The 24,512-nt window shown below is 47.8% G+C and carries 21 protein-coding genes and 8 pseudogenes; 17 read left to right on the top strand and 12 right to left on the bottom strand.

Going from position 1 to position 24,512, the window contains the following annotated elements; genetic code table 11:
• The coding region (locus tag BN1135_RS22375; protein ID WP_223290102.1) for an Lcl C-terminal domain-containing protein at positions 1 to 381 on the top strand (381 nt) is incomplete at its 5' end.
• Between the two features lie 162 nt (positions 382 to 543).
• Here the strand turns inward: BN1135_RS22375 and BN1135_RS21455 are convergent.
• Positions 544 to 982: pseudogene (locus tag BN1135_RS21455) on the bottom strand (IS4 family transposase); the annotation flags it as partial.
• Positions 983 to 1,062: 80 nt separating this feature from the next.
• Between BN1135_RS21455 and BN1135_RS21450 the strand changes: the two are divergent.
• Positions 1,063 to 1,372: pseudogene (locus tag BN1135_RS21450) on the top strand (IS110 family transposase); the annotation flags it as partial.
• Here BN1135_RS21450 and BN1135_RS21445 read toward each other — a convergent pair.
• A pseudogene (locus BN1135_RS21445) lies at positions 1,364 to 1,579 on the bottom strand (transposase); the annotation flags it as partial. The pseudogenes BN1135_RS21450 and BN1135_RS21445 overlap by 9 nt on opposite strands.
• 86 nt (positions 1,580 to 1,665) lie before the next feature.
• On the opposite strand from BN1135_RS21445, the gene BN1135_RS06660 reads away from it, so the two are divergent.
• Entirely contained in the window at positions 1,666 to 2,694 is a 1,029-nt protein-coding gene (locus BN1135_RS06660) for an IS110 family RNA-guided transposase (protein ID WP_042019804.1), read from the top strand.
• 296 nt (positions 2,695 to 2,990) lie between these two features.
• Here BN1135_RS06660 and BN1135_RS06655 read toward each other — a convergent pair.
• A pseudogene (locus BN1135_RS06655) lies at positions 2,991 to 3,269 on the bottom strand (IS5/IS1182 family transposase); the annotation flags it as partial.
• A gap of 85 nt (positions 3,270 to 3,354) precedes the next feature.
• On the opposite strand from BN1135_RS06655, the pseudogene BN1135_RS21440 reads away from it, so the two are divergent.
• The 5 genes and pseudogenes from BN1135_RS21440 to BN1135_RS06640 form a co-directional block, all read left to right on the top strand.
• Positions 3,355 to 3,621: pseudogene (locus tag BN1135_RS21440) on the top strand (transposase); the annotation flags it as partial.
• A gap of 12 nt (positions 3,622 to 3,633) precedes the next feature.
• Positions 3,634 to 3,837, top strand: a pseudogene (locus tag BN1135_RS21435) (integrase core domain-containing protein); the annotation flags it as partial.
• A gap of 490 nt (positions 3,838 to 4,327) precedes the next feature.
• A complete protein-coding gene (locus BN1135_RS22005; protein ID WP_139245267.1) occupies positions 4,328 to 4,720 on the top strand; it encodes a hypothetical protein in 393 nt (130 codons plus the stop codon).
• Positions 4,721 to 4,744: 24 nt separating this feature from the next.
• Positions 4,745 to 6,454 carry a relaxase/mobilization nuclease domain-containing protein gene (locus BN1135_RS22000; RefSeq protein ID WP_139245266.1) on the top strand — a complete coding sequence of 570 codons (1,710 nt, stop codon included), beginning with the start codon at positions 4,745 to 4,747 and terminating at the stop codon, positions 6,452 to 6,454.
• Positions 6,455 to 6,684: 230 nt separating this feature from the next.
• On the top strand, positions 6,685 to 7,284 hold the full coding sequence (locus BN1135_RS06640) for a hypothetical protein (protein WP_139245265.1): 600 nt from the start codon (positions 6,685 to 6,687) through the stop codon (positions 7,282 to 7,284).
• 355 nt (positions 7,285 to 7,639) lie between these two features.
• On the opposite strand, the gene BN1135_RS06635 is transcribed toward BN1135_RS06640, so the two are convergent.
• Together BN1135_RS06635 and BN1135_RS06630 are read right to left on the bottom strand one after the other, a co-directional pair.
• Positions 7,640 to 10,351 carry a DEAD/DEAH box helicase gene (locus BN1135_RS06635; RefSeq protein ID WP_042019798.1) on the bottom strand — a complete coding sequence of 904 codons (2,712 nt, stop codon included), beginning with the start codon at positions 10,349 to 10,351 and terminating at the stop codon, positions 7,640 to 7,642.
• An 11-nt stretch (positions 10,352 to 10,362) separates the two neighbouring features.
• A complete protein-coding gene (locus BN1135_RS06630; protein WP_042019797.1) occupies positions 10,363 to 11,880 on the bottom strand; it encodes a site-specific DNA-methyltransferase in 1,518 nt (505 codons plus the stop codon).
• Positions 11,881 to 12,678: 798 nt separating this feature from the next.
• Between BN1135_RS06630 and BN1135_RS06625 the strand changes: the two genes are divergently transcribed.
• The 4 genes and pseudogenes from BN1135_RS06625 (at position 12,679) to BN1135_RS06615 (ending at position 16,559) form a co-directional block, all read left to right on the top strand.
• On the top strand, positions 12,679 to 12,966 hold the full coding sequence (locus BN1135_RS06625) for a hypothetical protein (RefSeq protein WP_139245264.1): 288 nt from the start codon (positions 12,679 to 12,681) through the stop codon (positions 12,964 to 12,966).
• 163 nt (positions 12,967 to 13,129) lie between these two features.
• A complete protein-coding gene (locus BN1135_RS21430; protein ID WP_082186746.1) occupies positions 13,130 to 14,941 on the top strand; it encodes a recombinase family protein in 1,812 nt (603 codons plus the stop codon).
• Positions 14,942 to 15,431: 490 nt separating this feature from the next.
• A pseudogene (locus BN1135_RS22370) lies at positions 15,432 to 15,665 on the top strand (DUF4172 domain-containing protein); the annotation flags it as partial.
• Between the two features lie 66 nt (positions 15,666 to 15,731).
• Entirely contained in the window at positions 15,732 to 16,559 is an 828-nt protein-coding gene (locus tag BN1135_RS06615) for a Fic family protein (RefSeq protein ID WP_223290103.1), read from the top strand.
• 75 nt (positions 16,560 to 16,634) lie between these two features.
• On the opposite strand, the gene BN1135_RS21420 is transcribed toward BN1135_RS06615, so the two are convergent.
• Both BN1135_RS21420 and BN1135_RS06610 read right to left on the bottom strand, forming a co-directional pair.
• Positions 16,635 to 16,895, bottom strand: coding sequence for a hypothetical protein (locus BN1135_RS21420; protein WP_082186745.1), 261 nt, complete (start codon positions 16,893 to 16,895; stop codon positions 16,635 to 16,637).
• A gap of 61 nt (positions 16,896 to 16,956) precedes the next feature.
• Positions 16,957 to 17,364 (bottom strand): H-NS family histone-like protein, encoded by a 408-nt coding sequence (locus BN1135_RS06610; RefSeq protein WP_042019792.1) that lies wholly within the window; start codon positions 17,362 to 17,364, stop codon positions 16,957 to 16,959.
• Between the two features lie 429 nt (positions 17,365 to 17,793).
• Between BN1135_RS06610 and BN1135_RS06605 the strand changes: the two genes are divergently transcribed.
• Complete coding sequence (locus tag BN1135_RS06605; RefSeq protein WP_082186744.1) at positions 17,794 to 18,333, top strand: antitoxin Xre/MbcA/ParS toxin-binding domain-containing protein; 540 nt, start codon at positions 17,794 to 17,796, stop codon at positions 18,331 to 18,333.
• 646 nt (positions 18,334 to 18,979) lie between these two features.
• Here BN1135_RS06605 and BN1135_RS06600 read toward each other — a convergent pair.
• Positions 18,980 to 19,207 (bottom strand): helix-turn-helix domain-containing protein, encoded by a 228-nt coding sequence (locus BN1135_RS06600; protein WP_042019791.1) that lies wholly within the window; start codon positions 19,205 to 19,207, stop codon positions 18,980 to 18,982.
• A 110-nt stretch (positions 19,208 to 19,317) separates the two neighbouring features.
• Here BN1135_RS06600 and BN1135_RS06595 point away from each other — a divergent pair, with 110 nt between their 5' ends.
• The 4 genes and pseudogenes from BN1135_RS06595 (at position 19,318) to BN1135_RS06585 (ending at position 21,794) form a co-directional block, all read left to right on the top strand.
• Complete coding sequence (locus tag BN1135_RS06595) at positions 19,318 to 19,569, top strand: hypothetical protein (protein WP_017778755.1); 252 nt, start codon at positions 19,318 to 19,320, stop codon at positions 19,567 to 19,569.
• An 80-nt stretch (positions 19,570 to 19,649) separates the two neighbouring features.
• Positions 19,650 to 19,758, top strand: a pseudogene (locus BN1135_RS21995) (IS630 family transposase); the annotation flags it as partial.
• 42 nt (positions 19,759 to 19,800) lie between these two features.
• Positions 19,801 to 20,103, top strand: a complete 303-nt coding sequence (locus BN1135_RS06590; protein WP_042019790.1) for a hypothetical protein — start codon at positions 19,801 to 19,803, stop codon at positions 20,101 to 20,103.
• Positions 20,104 to 20,669: 566 nt separating this feature from the next.
• A complete protein-coding gene (locus BN1135_RS06585) occupies positions 20,670 to 21,794 on the top strand; it encodes an HD domain-containing phosphohydrolase (protein WP_042019789.1) in 1,125 nt (374 codons plus the stop codon).
• A 164-nt stretch (positions 21,795 to 21,958) separates the two neighbouring features.
• On the opposite strand, the gene BN1135_RS06580 is transcribed toward BN1135_RS06585, so the two are convergent.
• The 4 genes from BN1135_RS06580 to BN1135_RS06565 form a co-directional block, all read right to left on the bottom strand.
• Complete coding sequence (locus BN1135_RS06580; protein ID WP_042019788.1) at positions 21,959 to 22,144, bottom strand: hypothetical protein; 186 nt, start codon at positions 22,142 to 22,144, stop codon at positions 21,959 to 21,961.
• Positions 22,145 to 22,186: 42 nt separating this feature from the next.
• Entirely contained in the window at positions 22,187 to 22,774 is a 588-nt protein-coding gene (locus BN1135_RS06575) for a NifB/NifX family molybdenum-iron cluster-binding protein (protein ID WP_042019787.1), read from the bottom strand.
• Positions 22,771 to 23,085, bottom strand: a complete 315-nt coding sequence (locus tag BN1135_RS06570; protein WP_042019786.1) for a DUF134 domain-containing protein — start codon at positions 23,083 to 23,085, stop codon at positions 22,771 to 22,773. The genes BN1135_RS06575 and BN1135_RS06570 overlap by 4 nt, the downstream gene beginning before the upstream one ends.
• Positions 23,086 to 23,311: 226 nt before the next feature.
• On the bottom strand, positions 23,312 to 24,493 hold the full coding sequence (locus BN1135_RS06565; RefSeq protein WP_042019785.1) for a dicarboxylate/amino acid:cation symporter: 1,182 nt from the start codon (positions 24,491 to 24,493) through the stop codon (positions 23,312 to 23,314).
• Between the last annotated feature and the right edge of the window lie 19 nt (positions 24,494 to 24,512).

The following is a 24,512-nucleotide window of genomic DNA, read 5'->3' as shown; positions in this document are numbered from 1 at the left end:
AATGCAGAAGCAAAGCTGACCGTCACATATCTATCTATTGGGGATTTTACTCCCCCTGTAAAGGGCATGGGTTGGAATGATGCTGATGCATATTGTAAAGGATTAACACCCCCAGGTCGCTTACCAACTGCATTTGAATTGCAGTCATTATTTATTAATAGTACATCTGCCACCGCAATTGATCAGACTAATTACGAAATGTGTAATACCTACGGGTGGCCGCTATACAACAAGTGTGGGGGGGGGACAAACTGGTACTGGACTATTCAGAATACTACAACTTCACAAACTACTCATTATATTGTCAGCATGCTTAGTGGTAGTAGTAAAGCTAACCTTAGTTCAGATTCAGATCCTTTGAATACAACATGTATTCATTAAAAGAGTTAAAAGCAACATATTATGTTAAGTGATCTTGTTCTTTAATTTGGAGGTAGGTGTGCTATAATGGAGCACACCTACTATATTTATATGTTTATATATTGATGCGGGCACCGCCAATTGTAGTAATCCATCAAGTAATAACTGAACATGTATAGTACCTTAAGCGTTGAGCCCCTTTAAAACACTTTCCAAGGTATTGTGCTGTATCGAGTTTTTCTGCTTGGTTCGGCAAGCGTTATTTGGCCAAATAATCAGCTACCCATTCTAGTTTTTCCCTTATTTCTGTCAGCGCCCTATGGGCCACTGCTTTCAATAGCGGTAACCACAATGTCGTACTGTTCTTTGACGCTTTCAACATCAATAGCTTCCCTATCATTACACTCTGTGCGACCCATCTTTTCATCACCAGCGACAGCAGGCTCGTCCACACCAATCCCTCGGCTATGGCTTTCTCCCCAGTTACAAACCCCTTGAGCCGGTTGGGCGATTTCCACTCATTTAATAACAACTCTACTTGCCAACCGAAGCGATACAGGCTGATAACCTTCTCTGCTGACCATGCCGCTCACGGTAGGTTAGTCATCCACAGGCAGAACTGTAGTGATGTGATGGACGCCCCCAATCAGCGCGGTCAGTTTCATACTTAGGCTGACTGCATTCAACTTGGGAGAGCACCACATGAACACGATCAAAGTAGTTGGAATCGATATTGCCAAGTCTGTTTTTCAGGTGTGTGTATGGATGGCTGATGGTTCTGTTGCCTGGAATCGTAAAATATCTCGCCAGAAACTGCTCCACACGTTGCGCCAATTTCCACCGCAAACACTGATTGCTATGGAAGCTTGCTCAACATCTCACTTCTGGGGACGGACACTGATATCTATGGGCTATGACGTAGAGCTCATTCCCACACAGCATGTCAAAGCCTTTGCAAGACACCAGAAGAATGATGCCAACGATGCATTAGCTATTTGTGAAACAGCTTGGCCGCCACGATATCGTGGCTCACCGGGTCTACTGCCAGATGTAACTTGCGCCAGACTCGACGTTTCTCAGCGCCGTGTTTTCTGACTTTCCACTCGCCTTCACCAAACACTTTCAGACCCGTCGAGTCGATAACTAGGTCGGTAATGCGCCCCTTGGGGGGCTGCCGATAGGCCACCTTCACTGTGCGTGCGCGCTTGCTGACACAGCTAATGGGATGGTCGCCCCTCCTAAACTGGCAGCACCTGTGCCAACGTGTGGGACGATACATTCATCAATGTGAGCGGAGCGATCAACATGAACGTTAAAACTATCGGGATCGATTTGGCGAAAGCGATTTTCCAGATACACGGTGTGAACGAATACGGCAAGTGCCTGTTTAACAAGCAGCTCAAGCGGGCACAACTGATCAGCTTTTTTGCCAATCTGCCACCCTGTCTGGTTGGCATGGAAGCCTGTAGCAGCGCCCACTATTGGGCCAGAAAACTGCAAGGGCTAGGACATACCGTTAAACTGATGGCCCCGCAGTTTGTTAAACCCTACGTGAAGACCAACAAGAACGATGCGGCGGATGCTGAGGCGATCTGCGAAGCGGTGAGCCGCCCGAACATGCGGTTTGTGCCAATGAAGAGTAGTGAGCAGTTAGCCGTCCTGGCGCTGCACCGCGCCCGACAAGGCTTTGTTAAGGCGAGGACCGCACAGGCCAACCAGCTACGTGGTCTGCTGGCAGAACACGGGATCATCATCCCTAAAGGCATTGCCCACATTGGCAAGCATCTGCCCGAGATCCTAGAGGAGTACGAGAACGGGTTGCCAGGGACGTTTCGGCAATTGCTCGAGCGCCTGGGGGAGCATCTCAAGGCGCTCGACCGGCAGGTTCAGGAACTGGAGGTCCAACTCCAGAGCTGGCATCGTGAGAACGTCGCCAGAAAGAAGCTGGCGCAGATCCCGGGGATCGGCCCGATCACCGCGAGTGCCTTGATCGCCTCCGTCGGAGACGCAAAAAGTTTTAAGAATGGCAGGCAGTTGGCAGCGTGGCTGGGACTGGTACCACGCCAACATTCCAGCGGTGGCAAGCAAACATTGCTGGGGATCAGCAAACGCGGCGACAGCTATCTGCGCACCCTGCTGATCCATGGCGCTCGGGCTGTACTCCGGGTAGCGGAGCGCAAGGCGCAGCACGCAAACAGTTGGTTAGCCGGGGTGATGGGGCGGCGCAATCATAACGTTGCCGCCGTGGCGCTCGCCAACAAGAATGCCCGCATAGTCTGGGCATTGCTTGCTCAGGAAAGAGAATATGAAGCTAATTATGGCGTGGTAGCCTGAACAATAAGTGTCCCGCGACACCAACTGCGTAGCGACTCTAATAGTAACTGATACCGATAAGAACAACCGATTGCACAGGCAATCATGACGTGATGGCGAGACAGGTCAGACCGTGATGGGGAAAACCCGTGGACTACAGGGCTTTGTAAGAGCGAACAGCTGATAGAGGTCCCCATCAGCGAATTCCATCAGGGATAGAGGCGGTAGCCTCGATCGAAATCCGGATCTATGGCTGCAATCTACACCTGACTCATTTTCATCGATTGAGGGCTGGGCAAACCGGGGCGACCATCTATGTAGTCGGGGGCACACAGCGGCACATTCATCAGCTCAAACAGCGAGTCGAGCAGGCCCTGTGTCGCCCGCAGGGAGAGGTTGAAAATCCCTTTGAGCATCAGAAAGGTACAGATGCTCTGGTCAGTGTAAAGCAGGCTGCGGCCCCGCCGCCCATGATGGTCGTGGTGAAACCAGTTGCTCATGGCCTCGGCATCAACCCAGAAGGTGAGTGAACCACGGTTAATCAAAGACTTGTTGTATTGAGGCCAGTTGGTGATGGGGTGAAGCGACTTGCCCATGATGCAGACTTGAAGAGGATGGTGGTGATCAGATCACCGCGCCCTCAGTAAGTTCCATTCAGGCGTTATCGATTTGGGAAACAACGCCGGGGTTAACCCTTTACCCGCATCCTCGGGAAAGACCGTACGACATCGCTTAAACCGAGGTGGTAACCGTGCAGCAAATAATGCGTTATGGACGATTGCAATGGTCCGGATGCGGGGAGATCCACAAACCCAATCTTACGTCGCACGACGTAGCGCCCAAGGCTTATCTTCGAAAGAGATCCAGCGTTGTTTGAAACGCTATATCGTCAGGGAACTCTACCCTTTGATCTTGGCCGATTTAGCTGACTCAGCGCGAGCCTGTTGACATAGGAGCGTCAACGCCCCGATGGAGCGATTGTTCAGAAGCCTGAAGTCAGAGTCGCTCCCGGCTATGGGATATATGAGCTTGCGAGAGGCGAAACGAGATATCAGTTATTACCTGATGGATGACTACAACTGGCGGCGCCCACATTGCCACAATGACGGGATACCGCCAGCAAAAGCCGAAGAACGGCCTCACCAAGTGTCCGGATTTAGTTGACCACTACAATTACATACTAGACGTATGTAAAGGGTTTCTTTATTTTTAATCGGCAGGAGGTTGCTTTTGTGCTTGCAAATCAGAGTTAGTAATCAAGTATGTTACTAAATCGACTATCGTAATCTATATGCGATATGTAGTGCATTGAATCATTGCCAGAGGGATTGCTTAATGTGGCAATTGATTATCACACTTCCATATGCCATGAAAAGCAATGTTTTCTATTTTAAATATTGATTGTTTTACCTGATGTTGCTTAATATTATGGAATGAGAAAAGGAACACGCGAGCTATATTATTTGACCATCAAAACATCACTTCGTGAGTTTTCATGGTCAAATAAGCCCGCCCCACATAGCTCAAACCCTGCGGGTTCTGCGCTAATGGGGGATGTGCGTGCTCAAACCCAATGGGTTCTGCGCGGTCAAAATTCTCTTCAGATAATGCAGTGTTACTCCAGCATAAAAACAATAACAACAACGGTGCTACCATGAATGAAAGTAAAGATACGAGAAAAAAACCAAGCTGTCGCGGTGGTCGTCCACCAAAAAAACAAGATGAGAAAGTGACTCATTTTATTAAAATAGGTCTAACTGAAAAACAGTTTAAGCATTTTTATAATGCATTTAAGGGGCGTAATGAGAGAGTTAATCTTTCCTCTTGTATGCGGAAAATGATTGTCGGATTTCTTAATGATGGTCGCTTCATAGTTAAGAATCCTAGTGAAATTGATGACCAAGCATTGTATGAATTAAAGCGACTAGGAAAAAACATAAATGGATTTTTGATAAATAGTAGTATTGGTAAGGATTACTCACAGCTAATCATTACCTTGTCATCTACTCAGCAACTGATCAACCAAATGATAGAAAAGATAAAATAATAATACTATGAGGCTTGGCAGTTGATGACGATAACAAAAATTAAAAAAAAGACAAAATCCTTTAGGGCTAGGCTGAACTATGTATTTCGTGGTGATAGTCATGAGCATAAACTGCATGATGAGCAGGGGAAGTTAAATGTCAGATTCATCAGCGGGTCTACATTTCAACGTGATCCATATGTAATTACTGGGGATGTGGTGAATGTTAATATAGATTTATTAGAGTCTGAGTTTCTAGAACGCTCGGCTCAATGCAGGGGTAAAAATGAGTCACATTGTTGTCACTATATTATTAGTTTGGCTCCACAGGAGACTCTATCAGATCAGCAGTGGCAGAATGCTGGAGAGATTCTTTTACGACAACTAGGATACGATTGCTCTGTAGTCTGGTGTGGTGCCATCCATAACGATTCTCAATGCCAACATATGCATATTGTTTCATCCAGCATTTTATCTAACGGTCGCAGCATTAACCAACATAATGATTATCATATGGCAATGAGGGCGGCTCGAATTATAGAGCGAGAATTTGGCCTAAGTATCAATATAGATGCTGATAAAAGTTTCAACAAGGATTCTAAAACAGAACCGGTGCTGTTGAGAATCAGCCAAAAAAACAAATTTGAGGATCATGCTGAAACAATTCGAAGAAAGCTAAAGATTATATATAAGACAAGTAAACCTTCAACAATGTCTGATTTTGTCATGAGGCTTAGGAATGTTGGGGTAGCTACACAGATATGCAAAGATCTGAATGGGTTACCCAATGGAATTCGCTACTCAGTTGATGGTAATAAGTGGTTAAGTGGCAGTAGTATAAAAAAAACTAGGTTTACGTGGCGGGCATTACAGACCCATGAGAAAATCAGTTATGTCCCAGAGCGTGATAATGTTGCACTAGGACTTGACAGCGTTACTCCATTATTAAGGGTGCATGATTCTAACGATGATATTTCTTATATCAGAGGGAAGCTTAATAGTACGATTTTATACAATAAACCTAAAACGATGACTGATTTAGTTGTCAAACTGGCTAGATGCGGGGTATATGTCCAGGCTACAGTAGATGAATCAGGAATCCCCGATGGTATAAAATTTTCTCGAGATGGGAATGTTTGGCATTCTGGCTCAGCTATACAAAAAACTAAATTCAGTTTTAACAGACTTATCGAACGATATGGTATTAGTTATACATCAATAGATAACATTGCCCTCGGGATAGGAGGAGCTAAACAGTTAGATATTTCTGTTTCAATGATGATTACACCGCGAGGAGTTCAGTGTGTTCGTGGTCTTAAAAAACAAGGGATCTACCATCATGACTTATCTGTATATGCGAATGGAGATAAATATCGAGTGTGTATACCATATCGATTTTTTATAAGTCAAAAAGAGTTTGTTAATGTTGCAGTCGGCGGGACTCTTGAATATACATCGATTATGTCAGCTATAGTAGAATCATTTATTGAAATGATAAAGAAGATAATTCATGCGATCTTTGGTTGTTCTCCTATGATGCAGCTATGTATTGTTGAGGGGGATCAACAACCAATCGATAATGAGTGGCAATCAGTATCACTGATTGATAATAATAAAAAGACGGTTGACCATAACCTGATAGAGTCTAGAGATTATCTTGAAATAAAAAAAGATTTAGAGCGTGGATTGCAATGGCGACTCAATCCAAATAATCTAGAGCATGTCATGTTAGATGAAAATATTAAGATAAGATGACAATAATAAAATTTATATTATACAAGAGAAATGTATGTTTTTTCTTGTGAAAATTTCTCATTGAGCTATCATAATTATAAATGATATTAACTGTTATAATTACAACAACAAAGGTTTATCATGACAACGGCAAAATTGAGACAGTGTGGTGATAGTATAAAAGTGATTTTTTCAAAAAGTATATCTAAAAAAATGATGTTGGAGGGGAGAGGTCTATATCTAGCATAGTTGTGGCCACAGTAGATATAAATTCTGATTTTAGTCGAATTGACAGTTTGAGTGAAAATGAGGTTGTTGATTTCAGATTATGGGCTGACAAGCAGCTGGGTCTAATACGGAATGCATTTGCAAAAAATGCGAGTCGAGGGATTTATGGTGGCAGGCCAGTAATTAGATATTCCAAATCTACGTTTACATTGTATGGTTCACATATGGATTATATCACTGGCTGTCGATATGGTGAGTTTACTGGCATTATCAGCGGAACGTATCAGACGGGGCATGCCCTGGAACTCCCTAATAACACTGGCGAAATTTATGCATGGTTAGACCGGTGTAAGGATGCTGGCAGGTTAGAAGAAATATTAGATCCTGTTATCGACTGGGTTAACCAGAAAATGGAAAATTCATATGAGAACGATGGAGTTTCTGCGTATTCTGAATCTGAGGAAATTGAGCTGTATATGACTCTGAGAAGGTGGTATGGATGTCTGAAAATTATATTCGGCCTGCCAGGTGGAAAAATAACCGATAATGAGCGTGAGAGGGATGCTGTATGGGGAGTAAATTTTCAAAAAAAAGTTAACCAATATATGTTAAAAAATAAGTGAAATCGGTATGTGTCAGGGCGGGAGCACACTTTGTTAAAAATTATCGAAAGAATAAATATCGAACAATCTAGACAACATTAATGCTCAAAAATCAAACTGCTGACTAATTGCGTTAATGTAAAAGAGAACCATAAGTGGTCGATATCTGTTCGATTTGTGTGTTTGTTATTAAATTTAACAAAGTGTGCTCCCGCCCTGGGTATGTGTGGAGCCTATAAATCCAATTGCGTAACCGCCACGAACAAGTAATTCTTTCAAAATAATGTCTTCGTGGGTAAGGGAAGGTGCGAACTAGTCGGTTGCACCTTCCTTATATTTGGTATTACGTCTCGATTTTTTACGAGGCCAAAATTGTCTATCTAGCATCGATTTTCAAGTTAATTTGGCTTGATACATTAGCCCCATTATTGTCTGCTGTTGCCATCAAGAAAAGGCATTGGCCACCACTGGTTTTCTCCCATTGTGCTCCAACTGCTGCTTTCTCCCGACTATCCGCGTTATCTTGCAGGTGTTGACCCTTGTATTCGACAACTAGCAAACGACCATCCGTCAATTCACACACAAAATCAGGATAGAAATAGCCACCTGCCACAGGAAGTTTGAAAGAGAGTCGAGGTTCTTTCTCTACGTTGCGAACCCAATGTTTTATCTTGGGATGCTCATCGATTGCACGTGCACACAAAAACTCTTCAGCCCATTTACCAGCAGAGGTTTTTTCCCGTAGGTCATGTATTAGAGCACTACCGTAATAGTGCTTTTGGAAGCGGTATGTGCCCTTGTAGTAAGGTGGGCGCCCAGCATAGTACTGCGGCTTGAAGTTAAAAAAGAACTCCATGCCATCGTCAACTTTGGCCGCTTCCATGTTGCACAACTCTTGCTGAAAGCCTTTTTCACCAGCTCGCTTGCGGCGAGCAAGAATGTCTCGTTGCAACGCATCGGCGAGTTGAAATTTCCCACGTATTAACGCTGTCAGCGTGATTTTGCGGGTATGGGTGAGGTAGGCAAGCATCTGGGTCAAATAGGCCTGCATATCGCGCTGGAACACGTTGGGTTGACGCAACTGGCTATCAAGCCATCCAATCAAGTCCTGTTCCGTATTGGCTGACTGGATGCCGTTTAGATTCATTTGTGTGGCCGAAACAAAGCTTGATGACAGCCGACCACGCTCCATATCCAATGCCCAGGATTTTGCCTGCTCATTAACCGCAAAATAAGGCAGTTCGATCGCTTCATTCAGCAAATTAAAGTTACTGAACTCTTCAAACAACTCGGCATCAGCAAGGGAAGCAAAACCGTTATCACGCCAGCAAAGTAGCGGCAGTTGACGGAATAAAACACCTCGAGCACTTGGGCTGGTCTGGGCGTCATGGCGGGCCTTTTCCTGCTCCATTCGCTGCTGCACCATCGCCTGATGCTTTTTGGGCACACCAGTTAGAATGAAATCCTCAACCTCTTGCGTCATCTCCCCATGGATCAATACAGTCGATCCGCTTTGAGTAGGGCGAATTTCGATCTTGTCCTGTAGCTCTGCCGGTACGGGAGTTTGTGGCATCACTGGCAACGGCACACTCATGGACGGCTGGCTGGGGGCTGCCCCACCAGTGCCATCGCTTTCATCGTTGAAAAGGTTGTTGTTCCCCGCTGGCTGTGACTGGAGTGCCAAAGCGGCATCCATCGGATCAAAGCCCATGTTATTGACCAGATTATCCTGGATGCTGTGCAGCGCCTCACCAAAGCTGCGTGCAGTGATGTGTGCATAGGCCTGATTGAGTTCGGGGTGCTTGCGAGCTTTGGCATATGGCATCCGCAATACTCGCCCGAGCAACTGCTCTACATCTTTAGCGCTGCGCGACTCTTGCATACTGCACAGGATATAAGCGAAGGAGCAGTCCCAACCCTCTTTGAGGGCTTCAACCGTAATGACGTAACGCACCGGGCACTCGGGATCAAACAGGTTCACACCATCCAGCTCTTTCTGTGTGCCGGTTGCAATAGCGATCTGCTCTTTGGGGATCTTCTCTACTGTCTCTAAATGTTGGGCCAATACTTCGACCGTTACACTTTTACCCTTTGGTTCTGCTTGGAATAACACGATAGGACGGAGATATTCCGGCTCCTTCTGGGCAAGGGTTTCCAGCTGACGTTGCCTCAAGATGGCATCACGGGCAGCATCCTGCCAACCAGTCACATGTTCGACCAGCATGATCGGGAGTTTGATCATCTCCTCATTTTTGAGCTCTTGAGCACTAACGTGATAGAGCACGTTTGAGCCTTTAACCGGAGTCGCGGTCAACTCAACGATGGCGCTGGGGTTAAAGCGCTTCAGCGTTTCAAAACTGTTCTGAGTACGGCTATTGTGAGCCTCGTCAACGATGATCACTGGTTTGTGCAAGTGCAGCCAGTTTGCCAACGAGGCTTTGACGCGGCCAAGATCTGCCGTAGTGAGAAAAGGCTGAGCGACCAAATCTGCTTCCGTGACCACTTCTAGCCCTGGCATCAGCGTGCTTGTGACGTCGGTAAAATGGTGTATCAGTGATTCGTCAAAGGAGTAGACGTTGCGTTGTGTTGTATCGGCCACACGAAACGCCTGAATAGTTGCCACCACAATGATCGCATTGGTGCCAACCTCATGAGGCCCGACAGTGGCAAGGCTCTCTAATGTGCAGACTCGAACCTTATCGTTAAAACGCTGGTCAAGTGACTGGCGGTAGGGATGCTGCTTGTTCATCAGGGCCTTGAGGGTCTGCTCACGAATAGCATCAGAGGGCACGAGCCAGAGGGCTACGGGCGCTTCATTAAAGGTGTAATGACGTGACACGTCGCCAATGACATGGGCAGCCAGCAGGGTCTTGCCGCCCCCAGTTGGCAACCGCAGGCAGACACAAGGCACATCCCCAAATGCCTTGTCCTGATAGGGCAATGTCGGTTCACCTCGAGCGATAAACTCCTGCTGGAAGGGCTGCTCTCGCCACACCTTGTGCAGGTCAGCCTGATTTGCCAGTTGGCCAAAGAAATGACGTAAGGAGTTGAGAGCGCGTTCTTGATAATGCTTAAGCGAAAAAGTCACGGGATACCTCGTTAGCGCAAGATGACATCATAGGGGATCTGTTTGAAGGTCACATTGGCTTGAGCCAGGCGCTCCTCACCGATCCGGATCGACTCGCCATAAATCACTTTAGGGCCATCATGGGGGTACTCAGCTTGCAGCCAGGCCAGTATGGGGCGAGTGAGCACATTCCCTCCTTGTGGACGACGGTCACCCAAAATGCCGTTGTAGAGGAGGTAGTAAGCGATGCCGTTGTACACGCCAAGCAATGGTGAGTCCATTGTCTGGCTGCTGCCCACGCCAGTTTCCATATGCCAGATATAGGCCGCCAGCGGTTCAAATTTGATGTCAGGACGAATTTGGCCATTGGCTTGAAACACCGGCTCGGGATGCAGAGTATAGAAACCAAAGCCACCGCCACCTTGCCACTCAACGCTTTGGGATATCCCACCTTGTTCGCCTTCAATCACCTTTTGCAGGCGTGGAATACAGTGGGTCTTGGCATGTTCGCCCATTTCGATACCGATATAGCGGCGGCCCATTTTGTGGGCAACAGCAGCGGTAGTTCCCGAGCCTAAAAATGAGTCTAAAACGAGATCTCTTGCTGAAGTCGCAACATGTAATATACGCTCCATCAACTTTTCGGGCTTCGGTGTTCCAAAAACATCATTATCGAAAAGCTTTACAATTTCCTTTTTAGCATCTTGGGTATGCCCTGCCTCTTCATAAGACCAATAAGTCTGAGGTACGACCCCCTGCTTGACATCGGTCAAAAAGCGTTTAAGAGATGGCGCATTGCCCCCATCTTTACCCCACCAGATTCTGTTGTCTTCATCAAAAGACTTAAGTTTTTCTTCTGATATAGTCCAATAACGACCTGATGGTGGGCCTGGAATTATACGTCCATTAGGGCAAGTGATTGGATACGTACCTTGGCTATAGAAATTGCGAGCAGATAGGTCACTAGCCTTCCATTTACCACGAGGATCATTGTCCGGGTTTTTATATGCTTTATCTTGCTTATCAGTTCTTGGCATTGGATTAAGAGACCAGAGATTTGCATTTTTGGCAAATACAAAAATATGATCATGGTCAACCGAAAAATGCTTCGCTGTAGACTTGGGTGAGTAGTTTTTTCGCCAAATCACATTTGCAATGAAGTTATTCCGTCCAAAAATCTCATCCATCATAACTTTCATGTAATGGGCTTCGTTATCATCTAGCGTAACCCAGATACTGCCATCCTCGGCTAGCAGGTCCCGTAATAGTACCAGACGTGGATACATCATAGAGAGCCACTGGCTATGTTCCAGCTTGTCATCATAGTGTTCAAAGGCTGATTGAGTATTGTAGGGTGGGTCGATAAAGATGCACTTGACGCGTCCGGCGTAGAGAGGCATCAAAGCGCGAAGTGCCAGCAAGTTATCGCCCTGGATCACCATATTCTCTGATGGGGCACCATATTCGGCTTCTTTTTGCAGCAGGTGGTACGGCACTTGGGTGCTGCTTGCCCTGGCCTGATTTTTATTTACCCAATCCAAAAATGGCATGGCGGTATCTTGCTCTCTGATGAAACATGGCTCGCATGATACCGTAAAACAGCTGCAAGGTCAGGCTGTCGGCGCATGCTCATCATATCGAGTAAAGATGGGTTGCATGAACAAATGGAGGTACAGGCCGGTAGTGGGATAGCCGTTGGAGTGGCTTTCTTGTTGGGTGGGAAAGGGCAATGACAGCACGATACTGACACTATGATGGCTAGATGCAGCTAACCTCACTTGGGTGGCGAAAAAAGTAACAAAAGAGTTGCAAGTTTAACTATTTAGAAACAATTTGTTTTATTTAAAAATTTAAATATAAAATCTTTTTTTGTTCTCAAACATATATATCTATTCCGCGCTTTCACTTCGTTTCAGCGCGAAGGGGAGCCAGGTATTTAAAGATGTGAGGTTTTAAGGTGTTAAAAGAAGGAAATCTTTATAAAGAAAGTGAAAAACAAGACATCTATGGCGTATTTTTTTGATAAAAAATACAACATTAAATTATCATGGAAAATGAAGTTGTGCAATGTTTTTTTGCGTGAAACTGAAAAAAAACCTCCTGTCAATATGTTTGTGAAATGTTGCAAAATAACCAGTGACACTTCTGGGGGGGGGGCGCTAGGTTGTCAGCGTTAACACCGCATGGCTTTATCAGCCCCTCCCCACTTCAAGCCTGAAAAATATAAGTAAAAATAAATATTAGAGATTATTGATAATTCCATTCTGGTGATGAAAATATTTTCTAGTGGGGGTTGATATCTAGTGTTTTCGGATATAATCTTCCACCAAAAGATCGGCGAGGGCTATATGAAGAGATCCGGTGACAGTGTTGATAGTGAGAAAATGAAAAGAGCTGAATTATTGTATCGTAGACGGCGGGCTGGTCTGGATATGCCTGACGGTCACTATACAAAGGATGTCTTTCAATTGAGCAACAAGGAGTGGCAGCCCTGCTGTCGCAATATCATGATCGGCGATGATATGCACCCCATTAGGGCGAAACAGCACGCAAAATCAAAACAGCATATTGCGAATCTGTGCGGTGTTCGCCCAGCAGATTTCATTAAGCACCTCAAAACATTAAAATTAAAATAGAACCGACTGAGATCACCCTGTGATATAAATCATCGGTGTGGTTCTTCATTTTTATTGGATGCCATATATCTGTTTTTTAATCTAATCGTACAGATAGCTTACAAATATAGTGATTTATCTAGCATATAGATCTTCGTCATAGAGTCGATTTTTTGGAGATGTTATGAATTTAATGTCATCTGCACCAACACTATATTTGTATAGTCGTGTAAGTACTGAAAAACAAGCCGCTGGTAATAAAACTGGCGTCCAACGTCAGACTGAAGGTGCATTGGTTGAAGCAACAAAGGCAAAATATAGTAGTATGCCTGTTGTTCATATGTCAGATAACGGCATGTCAGCCAGTAAAGGGGAAAATATTGAACATGGACGTCTTGGCGATTTTATTGAACTATGCCGTTCAGGTCAAATCGCCCCCGGCTCTGTATTGGCCATGGAAAATATAGATCGTTTCTCTCGCCTAGCGTTAACAAGAGCAAGTGAGTATTTAACATGTGTACTTGCTGCTAATGTTTTTGTTTATACCTGGATTGATGGGGCGGTATATCAAAAAGATAATTTGGCATCTGCCATTTTCGCACTTGTCAAGCTTGAAAGTAGTAATGATTATACAAATAAGCTTTCTGCTCGAGTTACTGGTGCTGCACGTGTTGCTTTAAAGCGGCACCTAGATGGTGTTCGCGATACGGATGGTTATCCGGCAGCGATTAATGGTTTCGGAAAGAACAAATTTTGGGTTGATACTACAACCGGATTTGTTCGCCCTCATCCATATTATTTTCCCGTGATTAAAGAAATCATTTCGATGATTCGTGAAGGGAAGGGGCATATAACAATAAAAAAATATTTAGATGAAAACTATACTCCCCCTACAATAGCTCAAAATTCTAATAAGGAAGGGTGGGGGATAAACCTTATTAAAAAGGTTATCAGTGATCGGGCAGTCTTAGGTGAAAAAATAATTCATATTGATGGTCGTGAGCATCTATTGGAAAACTATTACCCCCTAGCATGCACTGAGGCTGAATTCGCACAAGCTAGGCATGTGCGTAGTGAAAAAAAGCAATTTACTAGTAAGCTGAAAAGCGCTGCGGGCATCATTACGGGAATGCGTATCGCCACTTGCGGGGATTGTGGCAGTTCACTACAGGTCTACCGCAGTAAGGCGGGAAAAAAAGATGAAAAGCTTCGTTACAAATGCAGCGGAAGATCAGACACATCGGTGAAAAGCTGCACAGCTGCAACATTTGATAACCGATATTTTGAGTACGCACTCATGTTGCTGATTGGCAGTGTCATCCTTCAGCCCAAAAAAAATGAAAATGAGAATAAGGTTGCTTTACTAAAGAATAAAATAGATGCGATAAGTTCAAAAATAAAGAGTACGTTTCAATCTATTGAGGCTGCCACAGAGGGTGATATATATATTTTGTTTACTGAGCGATTAAATAGCCTATCTAGGGAGCGCAAAAAGTTAAATGAAGAGTTGAGCATTGAAAGAAGTCATGAAGAGATCTCTATCAATCCAGATATATATATGCTTATACCTCCAAGCTTCATTGACTACAATCAGACAGATATAAGAAATGAGGTCAGAGATACAATATATAAAACTGTTAAATCCGTAAAAGTACATTCTGTTACTAGCTGTTTCTACATTCAGGTTGAGTTATTTGGTGGGATGAGTACTGATGGTATTGTCATTGACAATAAATATATCGCTGATTTCGGTTTTGACATGCATCATCAGCAGGAAAATGAGGAGGCATTCTTAGCCTACAACAAATTCGTCAATAACTTCGAGTGTATCGATAAAGATGGAAAGTGTATTAGGATGTTGGACTTAGTGAATGGCACACATTTTATCACGTCTGATGACTTTTATCTCAATCAAAGGGTAAATGCCTTAAAGACTCAGGCTATGAGTGAGGAAATGCGTGCTGCAATTGAAAAATTTGAAGGTTGGGTCCTTTAAATTCAATAGAGAATGGTTTGGTTGTAAGATCTTTGGTTTTTGCTAATGGTTGATGTGTAAACTCGCTAAGATTATCCTGGGAGGATAAGCAATACTATATATTGACATCATAATGTGTACCGTTAGGCATATGAATGAGCAGACCCGATGGCGCCTTCTTGGGTGTGGTTTCATGCAGCGCAAGCTGCAAGCTCACAATAGCCCTCCGAAACGAAAATGAGTTCCCGCCTGAGAGCCCATTTCACAACCTATTTTTATACTGACTGTACCGATACCCCGCCTTGTCTATCCACTGGTTGCTGTAGCGCCACACAGCAGCAATAAATCCAGTTTTTCGTCAGCTCCGGTCTGAGATTTTCAGCCTGTATCTCCATCCTCACTACCAGCTCTGTTGGTCTGCTGCATGTGTTATATTCGGCTCAAACATTGAGCTGAATGATGGGCTGGGTCGGCTCATTATTGAGACCCTAGCACGTTGGATGAGGAAATAATGGAACCATTTTGGATTTGGCAACAAGCCGACTGGCCCCATTTTCGTTGGCAGGATAGCGAGATATTGCCCAGATTACGGCAGGTTCAACGCAGGCTGGGAATGCTAATAGGTAGTCATTCCAGATTGGGGAACTCCGACCAAACGTTGGATACGTTACTGGCTAACATCATCTCCTCATCCGCTATTGAGGGTGAGCGTCTCAATGCCCAATCCGTGCGTTCTTCCTTGGCTAGGCGGTTAGGGGGATCACAAACTCCGTCCTATCCCGTGTCAGATCGCTCAGAGGGGCTCGCGGCCATGATGCTGGATGCCATCGACAACCATGAACAACCACTGACAATTGAACGACTTTACCAATGGCATCGTTGGTTGTTCCCCGTCAACGAATGGTCGGTGAAGCGGCTGAATGTAGGGCAGTTGCGAGGAGATGCGCCGATGCTGGTTGTCTCTGGGCGTGTTGATCGCCCCACCGTGCATTTTGAGGCACCGCCCAGAGCAGCTCTGGACGATCAACTGGCCGAGTTCATCCGCTGGTTTAACCAGACTCGGCATGACCCCACGATGGATCCACTGCTTCGTGCGGCGATCTGCCATCTCTGGTTTCTGACGCTGCACCCCGTTGATGATGGCAATGGGCGGTTAGCGCGGGCACTGACCGATCTTGCGCTGTCACAGGCTGACAGCCAAAGCATCCGTTTGTATACCATGTCAGTTGCTATGCTAGATCGGCGGGGTGACTACTATCGGGGGCTTGAGTCAGCGCAGAGGGGCCCGCTAGATATTACCCCCTGGATCTGTTGGTTTCTCGACACACTGGATTTCTCCATAGAGCTGGCATTACAAAGTATCGCCCGTAGCCTTGCCAAGGCATCTTTCTGGCAGCGGCACTGTCATGACGGCCTGAGCCCAGAGCAAACCAAAGTGATTAACCGCCTACTGGATGGCGGCGAACAGGGTTTTGAAAATGGCATCAGTGCCAGTCAATATCAAAAAGTCGCCGGAGTCAGTAAGCCCACGGCTACACGGCATCTGGCGGAGTTGGTGGATAGGGGGTGCATTGAGAAATTACCTGGTGGCGGACGCAGTACACGCTATCAGATCCACTTGCACACCGAGGGTGTTTGAAAAAGCATCGCTATGGGGCGTTAATTTCATTTGGTAGATGAGATCTGCGATTAACGAACCAATGAAGCTCTTTAATTAAATATTGACGCCATGATGAGTGCCGTCAGGCATATGAACGAATAGATTTAACCGACAGTCATGGCTCTCAACTAATCTTTTGAGTGATAACAAACTATCGAGAACATCGGGATCTATTGCAGGAACATCACCAGGCCCGAGATTTGAAAGCAGTTTGGTCACACTGAGACGTACCAGTTGCTCTTCGGCAAGAGCCTTGGCTCTCTGGACAACCTCGGGTGATTCAGATGCAATGATTTCCCCTAATGTCCTCCCCATACGATGCTCCTACTAGATATAGAATTAAAGGCCCACGCCGAGCTGGCATAGGCTCTCAGCATTAGATCAGGAAATCTTCCAGAGCCTTGCCAGCCGCAACAGCCTCTGCGATAGCTTTAGGCATGCGGCCCTGGCCAGTCCAGGTCTTCTCTTGACCATCTTCGGTGTACGTGTATTTGGCAGGACGAGGAGCGCGTTTGGCTTTAGCTGAACCTTCAGCTTTCGCCGGAGCCGCAGTACCAACCAGCTCGCTCGGATCGATGCCAGCCTCTTTCAACATCTCGGTAAACTCTGCCAACTTTTGCAGGCGCTCGGCAGACTCGGCTTTGATTTTGTTTTCTTGCTGCTCACGCTCAGCAAAAATCTCTTCGAATTTCTCTCTGATTTCGACCAGCTGCTCAAAAGAAAGCTCGCGCAATGCAGCACGCAGACTACGGATATTCAACAGAGTTTTCAAAAAATCGTTCATTTTTATCCTCATGTATCACATTTTTATATCAGTGAAATTATCTCTCAACCCCAGTATTAGCACCACTGTTTTTGGCACCAAGACGATTATAGAAATAGCATTATTCAAAAAGACGTGAGCGAAATCGCGTTTGGAGTCGCTTGGTGACCAAGCTCCAATTTGCTATGAAACTATGTAGCCAAAAATTAAATTTAGGTGGTAGTGAGCGTTGAGACCACCTCACCAGATGAGCCGATGAACGAGCTTGATCGGCTCACGAAATGAGCCGATTGAAAAATATCATTGGCTCACAGAATGAGTCGATGATAAGAAATATTTCTCTCCACACAAACTAGAGTATGGAAGCATATCATTCTTATTATCTCCCTATCCAAGTTCAATGCCTAAACCTGATTCAGTACAGACCAACTCGGTCATCAGCCCTCCTCAATGCAGGGGCATTTTGTTGCTAATCTTCTACTGAAAACGACAGTTTGGGGTAGGATAGCTCATGAGAGGTCGTGTTTGTATAATGAGGAATGCTACATGATGCCCTATGCAACCTATCAAGCAGCTACTGCGAACTTTCTCCTAGAAGCTCTTGGTATTCCTCGTGACCCACTAGGAGCACATCTATGGATCGTGGCTGGCGTATCACCGGACATACTCTATCGGCTCGCTGAATTGATGAAGACGGATGTGGGGACGGTTTGCCAATGGGCTGGTATTAGCCGGAGTGCACTGGCCCGAAAGCTTCGGATTGAGGTTCCCCTATCAATATCGCAGGGTGCTAGGGTATACGGAGTTGCACAGGCCCTCGATGTGGTACTCCTCTTCCACAGGAACGATGCCATCAAGGCTGTGTCATGGTTAAACCGCACAGCCTGGGGGCTCGGTGGCGTGGCTCCAGCCACGTTGTTGACTACACAGATGGGAGTCCAGGCTGTTGTCGAGCTTGTAGGGCGGATTGAGCATGGGGTTTGTCAATAAGTAATAAGTCGGCTGGCTTATATGCTAAAACTAGCATAATAGATTGAAATTTGATCAATCAGATTGATTTTGAAGATTTTTTCACATCCCCCCACTTGAAAAAATTGGAAAACTGTCCATTTACTAATTATGAGAGCTATAAATAAATTTTTTCCATTTCAACATTCCGCTGCTGCGCAGCGAAGAGAGACCAGTTTTACAAACCCACACCTTATTTTTATTCAATCGGCGAGTTGGTGTTGATGAATTAAAATTCATTAAGTTAGCTTGAAAATCAATGCACCATCACTTTGTAATGGTTTTTCTATGATCTGACAGAAAATAGAAAATAGAAAATAGAAAATAGAAAATAGAAAACATAGTATCAATAAAATATGGCTATATTCGCCCATGTTGGGCGGAAATAAAAAACGTGCTTTTGCAGAGTATGATTGTTTTACCAATGCAAACTCTTCTCTGCTGCGCCTGTCGCAGGTTGTCACAACCAGATCGTTTTCTTGCACCCGTTGAATCCCAGAACAATCAGATCCCGTCGGACTCCATCTGACCTTCAAGTCGATGGATGCGTTGTGCTATGGCTCCTAGACAAGCGAGAAAATCCCCCCATGCTGGAACGTGCAATATTTGGTTAGAGTAACAGCTATGGTTATGGCAGCAATGATGCAGGCGAGACCCCAAGAGCTTTGGCGATCAGATAAACTTTTTCCAAGGTTACCCTAGTCTCCCCACGTTCGATTTTTCCCATGTGACCACGATCTATACCAGCAATTAGCGCAAGTTTTTCCTGTTGCATACCGCGTGCAGACCGCAGTTCCCGTACATTTTTACCGAATGCAGTTGCGAGCACCGCAAGATCAAACTCGTCAGAATCCATGTTATCTCCTCACAAGAGGAGATATGGTCTACATTATACGGCACACTGTACACGGCTATGAGTACACTCATATAATGACACTGCATATAAGCATCATTTGAGGGTGAAAAATGTCCAATCAACAGATCGTTTTGAGTCAGAATCAAAAAAGTAGCACCGTGACACTAATTTTTCAAAACGCGGATTTCTTAGCCGCAGTAGGAGATTCTCTGAGAGTGGAGTCATTCTTACATGTCACTATTAATCAATCCACATATGATGAATTTGTTAAGGGTGTTATGGCTTCGTTTGTTGCCGAATTTATGGATTTTAAGGAGCAATGGCCGATACCTCAGGAGCTTCAGGAGCTAAGGAAGGTCTGAACAAGTCTCTGGCATGGGATGTCGGAATTCATACGGATCTTCATCTCGGAGGGGCATCATTAGTAATGCTTGGTATTCCACAGTCAGTCTACAGCCCTTGGGTGAATCACATAGAGCGGCAGTAGCAAAGTTAGAGAGACCATCACACGCAATCATCAATGCAGAGGAGTGGTCAACCTGCGGACTCGATGCAGTTGATTCGCAGATGCTGCATGAATGGAGTAACAGGATATGAAAATCATGACCAAAAAAGAGGTCGAGGTAATCAGCGATATTCGCTGTGATGTTTGTGAAGAGAGTTGCCAAACGGAGGGGGCTGTTAGCAATATCGAGTTTGGCACATTGAGTGCCCACTGGGGTTATGGAACTCAGCACGATGGCGAAAGTTACGAGGTTCACCTGTGCGAGAGTTGCTTTTTTCAGGCCATAGCAAATCTGAAAGAGCAGCGGCGAGGTGCACTGATGTTTTCAGAGAAAGGGTGTGAACCAGTTGCTGATTTTGGATTGATTAACCGGCACCTTGAACTTATCTGAACAGATTCGATATTGATCTTTGTAGGTTGTGTTTGAGCCAAGTTGCTTCAACTTTGATGTCTTCCAACGGAAGACCGCCGCTCTTCGCTCATCGTGGTTTGCCGCAGCGGTGGATGCATTTGTCGCTGGACCTCGTAAAGTAATGCTAACCCAGCCTCAGCTTGTTTTGGATTATAACCGGCGCTAAGTGATGGGATACCGCTAGCACAAGCCTGACTGTATTAGATGTGGATTGGTCTTGCGATCTTAGGTCAACCCAAGGAGACGAATCCTACTTTGGGGGCCTGTTTTGTGTTGGACATCGCTCAATCACTCTTAGGTGGCTCTTCTTTAAGGGCGCGAATTTTACCGGAATGGTTAACCAAAAACTATACAGCCAGCATGGCAGAACCGAACAATATCTTCGATAAGGTCAAATCGTACCGGCTAATGCCAATGATGGCGCGATGTGAGGAGGATTAGTCCTGCTGTGCGCCCGACTACTATTGATTCCGTGGTTAATATGACAGGTCCGCCAGGATGGGGGTCACTATACTCCTATCAAAGCTGCACGGATGGAGATGGGGATGGAACATTCATTTGACGAGAGAGTGCAGAATCTGCACGCCACGCTCAGGCAGCGCTTTGACAAGTTGGGTCGGGTGGCCATCGCGATTTATGACCAGCATACGGATCAGCTCAAGACCTTTGCCCACAGCACCGAGGGGCACTCGCCGCTGGTGCAGTATGAGGTGAAGCTGAGCGATGTTCCCTCCCTGCGTTATCTGGCGGAGCACAAGCAGCCCCGGGTGCTCGGCAATCTGGATGCACTGCGCGGCTCAGCATCGGAGCACAGCCGCAAGCTGCTGGAAGCGGGCTATGCCTCCAGTTATACCGAGCCGCTGCTGTTCAACAGCAAGCTGTTTGGCTTTCTGTTTTGCGATGCGATGGAACCGGGCTATTTCAACGAGCCGATCCGCAGCGAGCTGTCGGCTTATGCCCAGATGCTGTCGGCCATTATTGCGGTGGAGTTTTTCTCCATCCAGACCCTTGGCGGCGCGCTGACCACGGCGCGGGAGTTCAGCCGTTATCGGGATGAGGAGACCGCCAACCATCTGCACCGGATGTCTGCCTACTCCCGGCTGATCGCCAAGACGCTGGCACCCAGTTGCGGCCTGAGCGATGAGGAGGTGGAGTTTATCCATCTCTTTTCCGAGCTGCACGATATCGGCAAGATCGCGGTGCCGGATGCCATTTTGCTCAAGCCGGGCAAGCTGACGCCGGAAGAGTTCGAGATCATGAAGATCCACCCCGGCAAGGGGCGGGAGATGATCAGCCTGATGATCAACGAGTTTGGTCTCGATGGCATTCACCACACCGACATGCTGACCAACATCATCGCCAGCCATCACGAGCGCTTTGATGGCACCGGTTATCCGCAAGGGCTGGCGGGGGAGGCGATCCCGCTGGCAGCGCGCATCGTGACGGTGGCCGATGTGTTTGATGCCCTGACCAGCGAGCGCCCCTACAAGAAGGCCTGGCCGTTCGAGACGGCCTTTGCCTATCTGGAGGAGCATGCCGGTAGCCAGTTTGATCCCGCCTGTGTCGCCGCAGCCCTGCACAGCAAGGCCGAGTTTTATGCTATCTATCAGCAGTATCAGGATCCGGCCTGCTCTGCGAGCGTGGCGCCCAGCGGCGCCGAGCCTTGTTGAGTGCGTGTGATGAGCGTAAGGGGGGAAAGAGGCGGTTTAAGCATGACGAGGAGTAAATAGAGAGGGGGCACCAGCAGGTACCCCCTCTCTTTTATGCGCCTCTCGATTCCACGCGCCCTTATTTTGCCGACCTTATCTCTGCGGCTATGGCGTTTGCGCTCAGGTTACTTTTTGGGCGTCGGCTCGCTGATCTGGTAGAGGTGATCCGCGCAGGCGCTGGAGCAGCCACAGGAGCGCACCTCTTTATCCTCCCGCTTCTGGGCAAGCTTGTATTGGCGCCACCAGATGATGGTGCCCATGGCCAGGATCAGCACGAACGAGGCGAGCAGGCTCAACAACCAGATGGACATTATCTCTTCTCCTTGATGGTGATGACATGCACGGCGATGGCATCAGTGATGATGGCAGCAACCGCCCTGTTGGTTGGTGCCCTCACTGCCGTGACAACAAGTATGCCCTTGCCGTGGACTGTTTGCCTGATTGTCACCACTGGCGCAACAATGATCGGATCCACTGTTGCAGCCACCATGACAATGCGCAGGGCTCTGGCTATGGCCCGCGCTGGCGGGCTGGATGGCACGGATCGCCGACTTGCTCTTATGACGGCGAGACGGACGGCCCTGACTGGCACCTGTGAGCAGTTGCAGATTGGCGGGGGCTAGCAGCGCGGGTAGCGGCAGCCGGGCAGAACGGCACTGCAGCACCCGGATATTGGCCGCCAGCAGGCGCCCCAGCATCCGCTCGCCGATATTACGCACCACCACCTGACCCACCTGATGATGGGCGAGGGCGTCGAGCAGCCCTTGCTTGCCATGACAGCCCTCGGCGGCGGCCGGGTTGGCCAGGGTGGCGATGACGTTCCCTTCGGGGCCCAGGATCTGCAGCTGCTCGGCACGGGTAAAGTGTCCGGCCAGCAGCCCCTGACTGAGCATCAGGGCGCTGTTGCAGGGGTTGGTGGTCATGGTTGTGACAGCATTCATTTCGGCTCTTCTCCACTGGTTTGGTGGTCGGGCTCGGCGGGTTGCATCATCAACGCCTTGCCCAGACTCAGACACTCCACCACCTTGTAACGCCCTTTTTTCAGGATATTGGCCAGGGTCTGACGGGAGACCCCCATCACCAGGGCTGCCTCCTGCTGCTGCATTCCTTGAAGGTCGACGAGGCGCAATGCCTCGAACTCGTCAGGGGCCAGAGTGACCTGCTCCAGCTGATGCATGGGGCGGCCGTTGGGTTTGAAGCTGCTGTTGGCGGGGCGGCCACAGATCTGGCGGGCAATCTTGGGTCTTGGCATGGTGGCTCCTAATTGGCATATGCCACTTATACGCTTGTATCTTGCATATGCCAATAATTTTGTCGGTTGTAGGGGGCAATGGGAGTGCGGTGGGCGGCAGAGAGAGTCAGAGATAGGGGCAGAGGAGGAAAGAGAAAGACAGAGAAGGAGGCAGAAACGACGCAGGCCCGAACACGGTTCGGGCCTGCGGTTTTTACAGCGGATGGCGGGGGCCTTCCCGGCGAACTTACGCCTGTTCGGCCTCGGCCACGGGGGCTGCACTCTCGCTGCCGTTGGCGAAGCGGTCGGCCCATAGGGCAATCACGCCGTCACCGGTGACGTTGCAGGCGGTGCCGAAGCTGTCCTGCGCCAGATAGAGGGCGATCATCAGGGCGATGGAGGCTTCACCGAAGCCGAGCATGGAGGTGAGCAGGCCCAGTGCCGACATCACGCCACCACCCGGGGCGCCCGGTGCGGCGATCATGATCACCCCCAGCATCATGATGAAGGGGAGCATGGTCTCGATGCCCGGAATGGCCAGATGCTCTGAGAGGAACATCACCGCGGTGGCACAGGTCACCAGCGTGATGGTGGATCCGCACAGGTGAATGGTGGCGCACAGCGGCACGGTAAAGTTGGCGATACCGTCGCTCACCCCGTTGTTCTTGCTCGATTGCAGGGCGACCGGAATGGTGGCGGCGCTCGACATGGTCCCCAGCGCGGTGAAGTAGGCGGGCAGCATGTTCTTGATGAGCTGGGCCGGTGAGCGGCCAAGGGCCAGACCGGTGCCGATAAACAGCACGGAGAGCCAGATCCAGTGCATCAGGATCGCCATCACCAGCACCACGCCGAAGGTTTTCAGGGTGGCGAACACTGTGCCTTCTACCGTCATCTCGACAAAGACCCCGGCGATATAGAACGGCAGCAGCGGGATGATCACCTTGGCCAGCAGGCGGTCGATGATGTCACGGCCCTGATCGGCGACCCGGCGCAGATCAGTGGCCTGGGTGGCGCTGATGCCGATGCCGAACACGAAGGCGGCGGCCAGTGCTGACATCACGCCAAACAGCGGCGGGATCTCCAGATTGACGTAGGAGGCGAGCTTGATAGCCGTGGCCGTGGTGGGCTCGGCAGCGGTGGTCAGCTGCGGGATCAGGTGGCTCGCCACAGTAAAGGCGAACAGTCCCGCCAGAATGGTAGAGCAGTAGGAGAGGGCCACGGTTTTGCCCAGCAGCTTGCCGGAGTTTTTCGGCAGGCTGGCGATGCCGCTCATGATAAAGAACAGAATGATGAGCGGAATGGTGAAGGTGATCAGCTGACCTATCACCGTCTTGGCCGTAAACAGCACGCGCGCCATCCACTCAGGGGCGTAGAGACCGAGCAAGAGACCGGCAAGGATGCCAGCAATGAGTTTCAGGACAAGTTTCATAAGGAAATCCGGAGTTGGT

It is taken from the genome of Aeromonas sobria (assembly GCF_000820145.1).
In the GTDB taxonomy this organism is placed as follows: Bacteria; Pseudomonadota; Gammaproteobacteria; order Enterobacterales; family Aeromonadaceae; genus Aeromonas; species Aeromonas sobria.
Note: the sequence above shows the minus strand (reverse complement) of the source record. Positions and strands in the feature narration are given on the sequence as shown.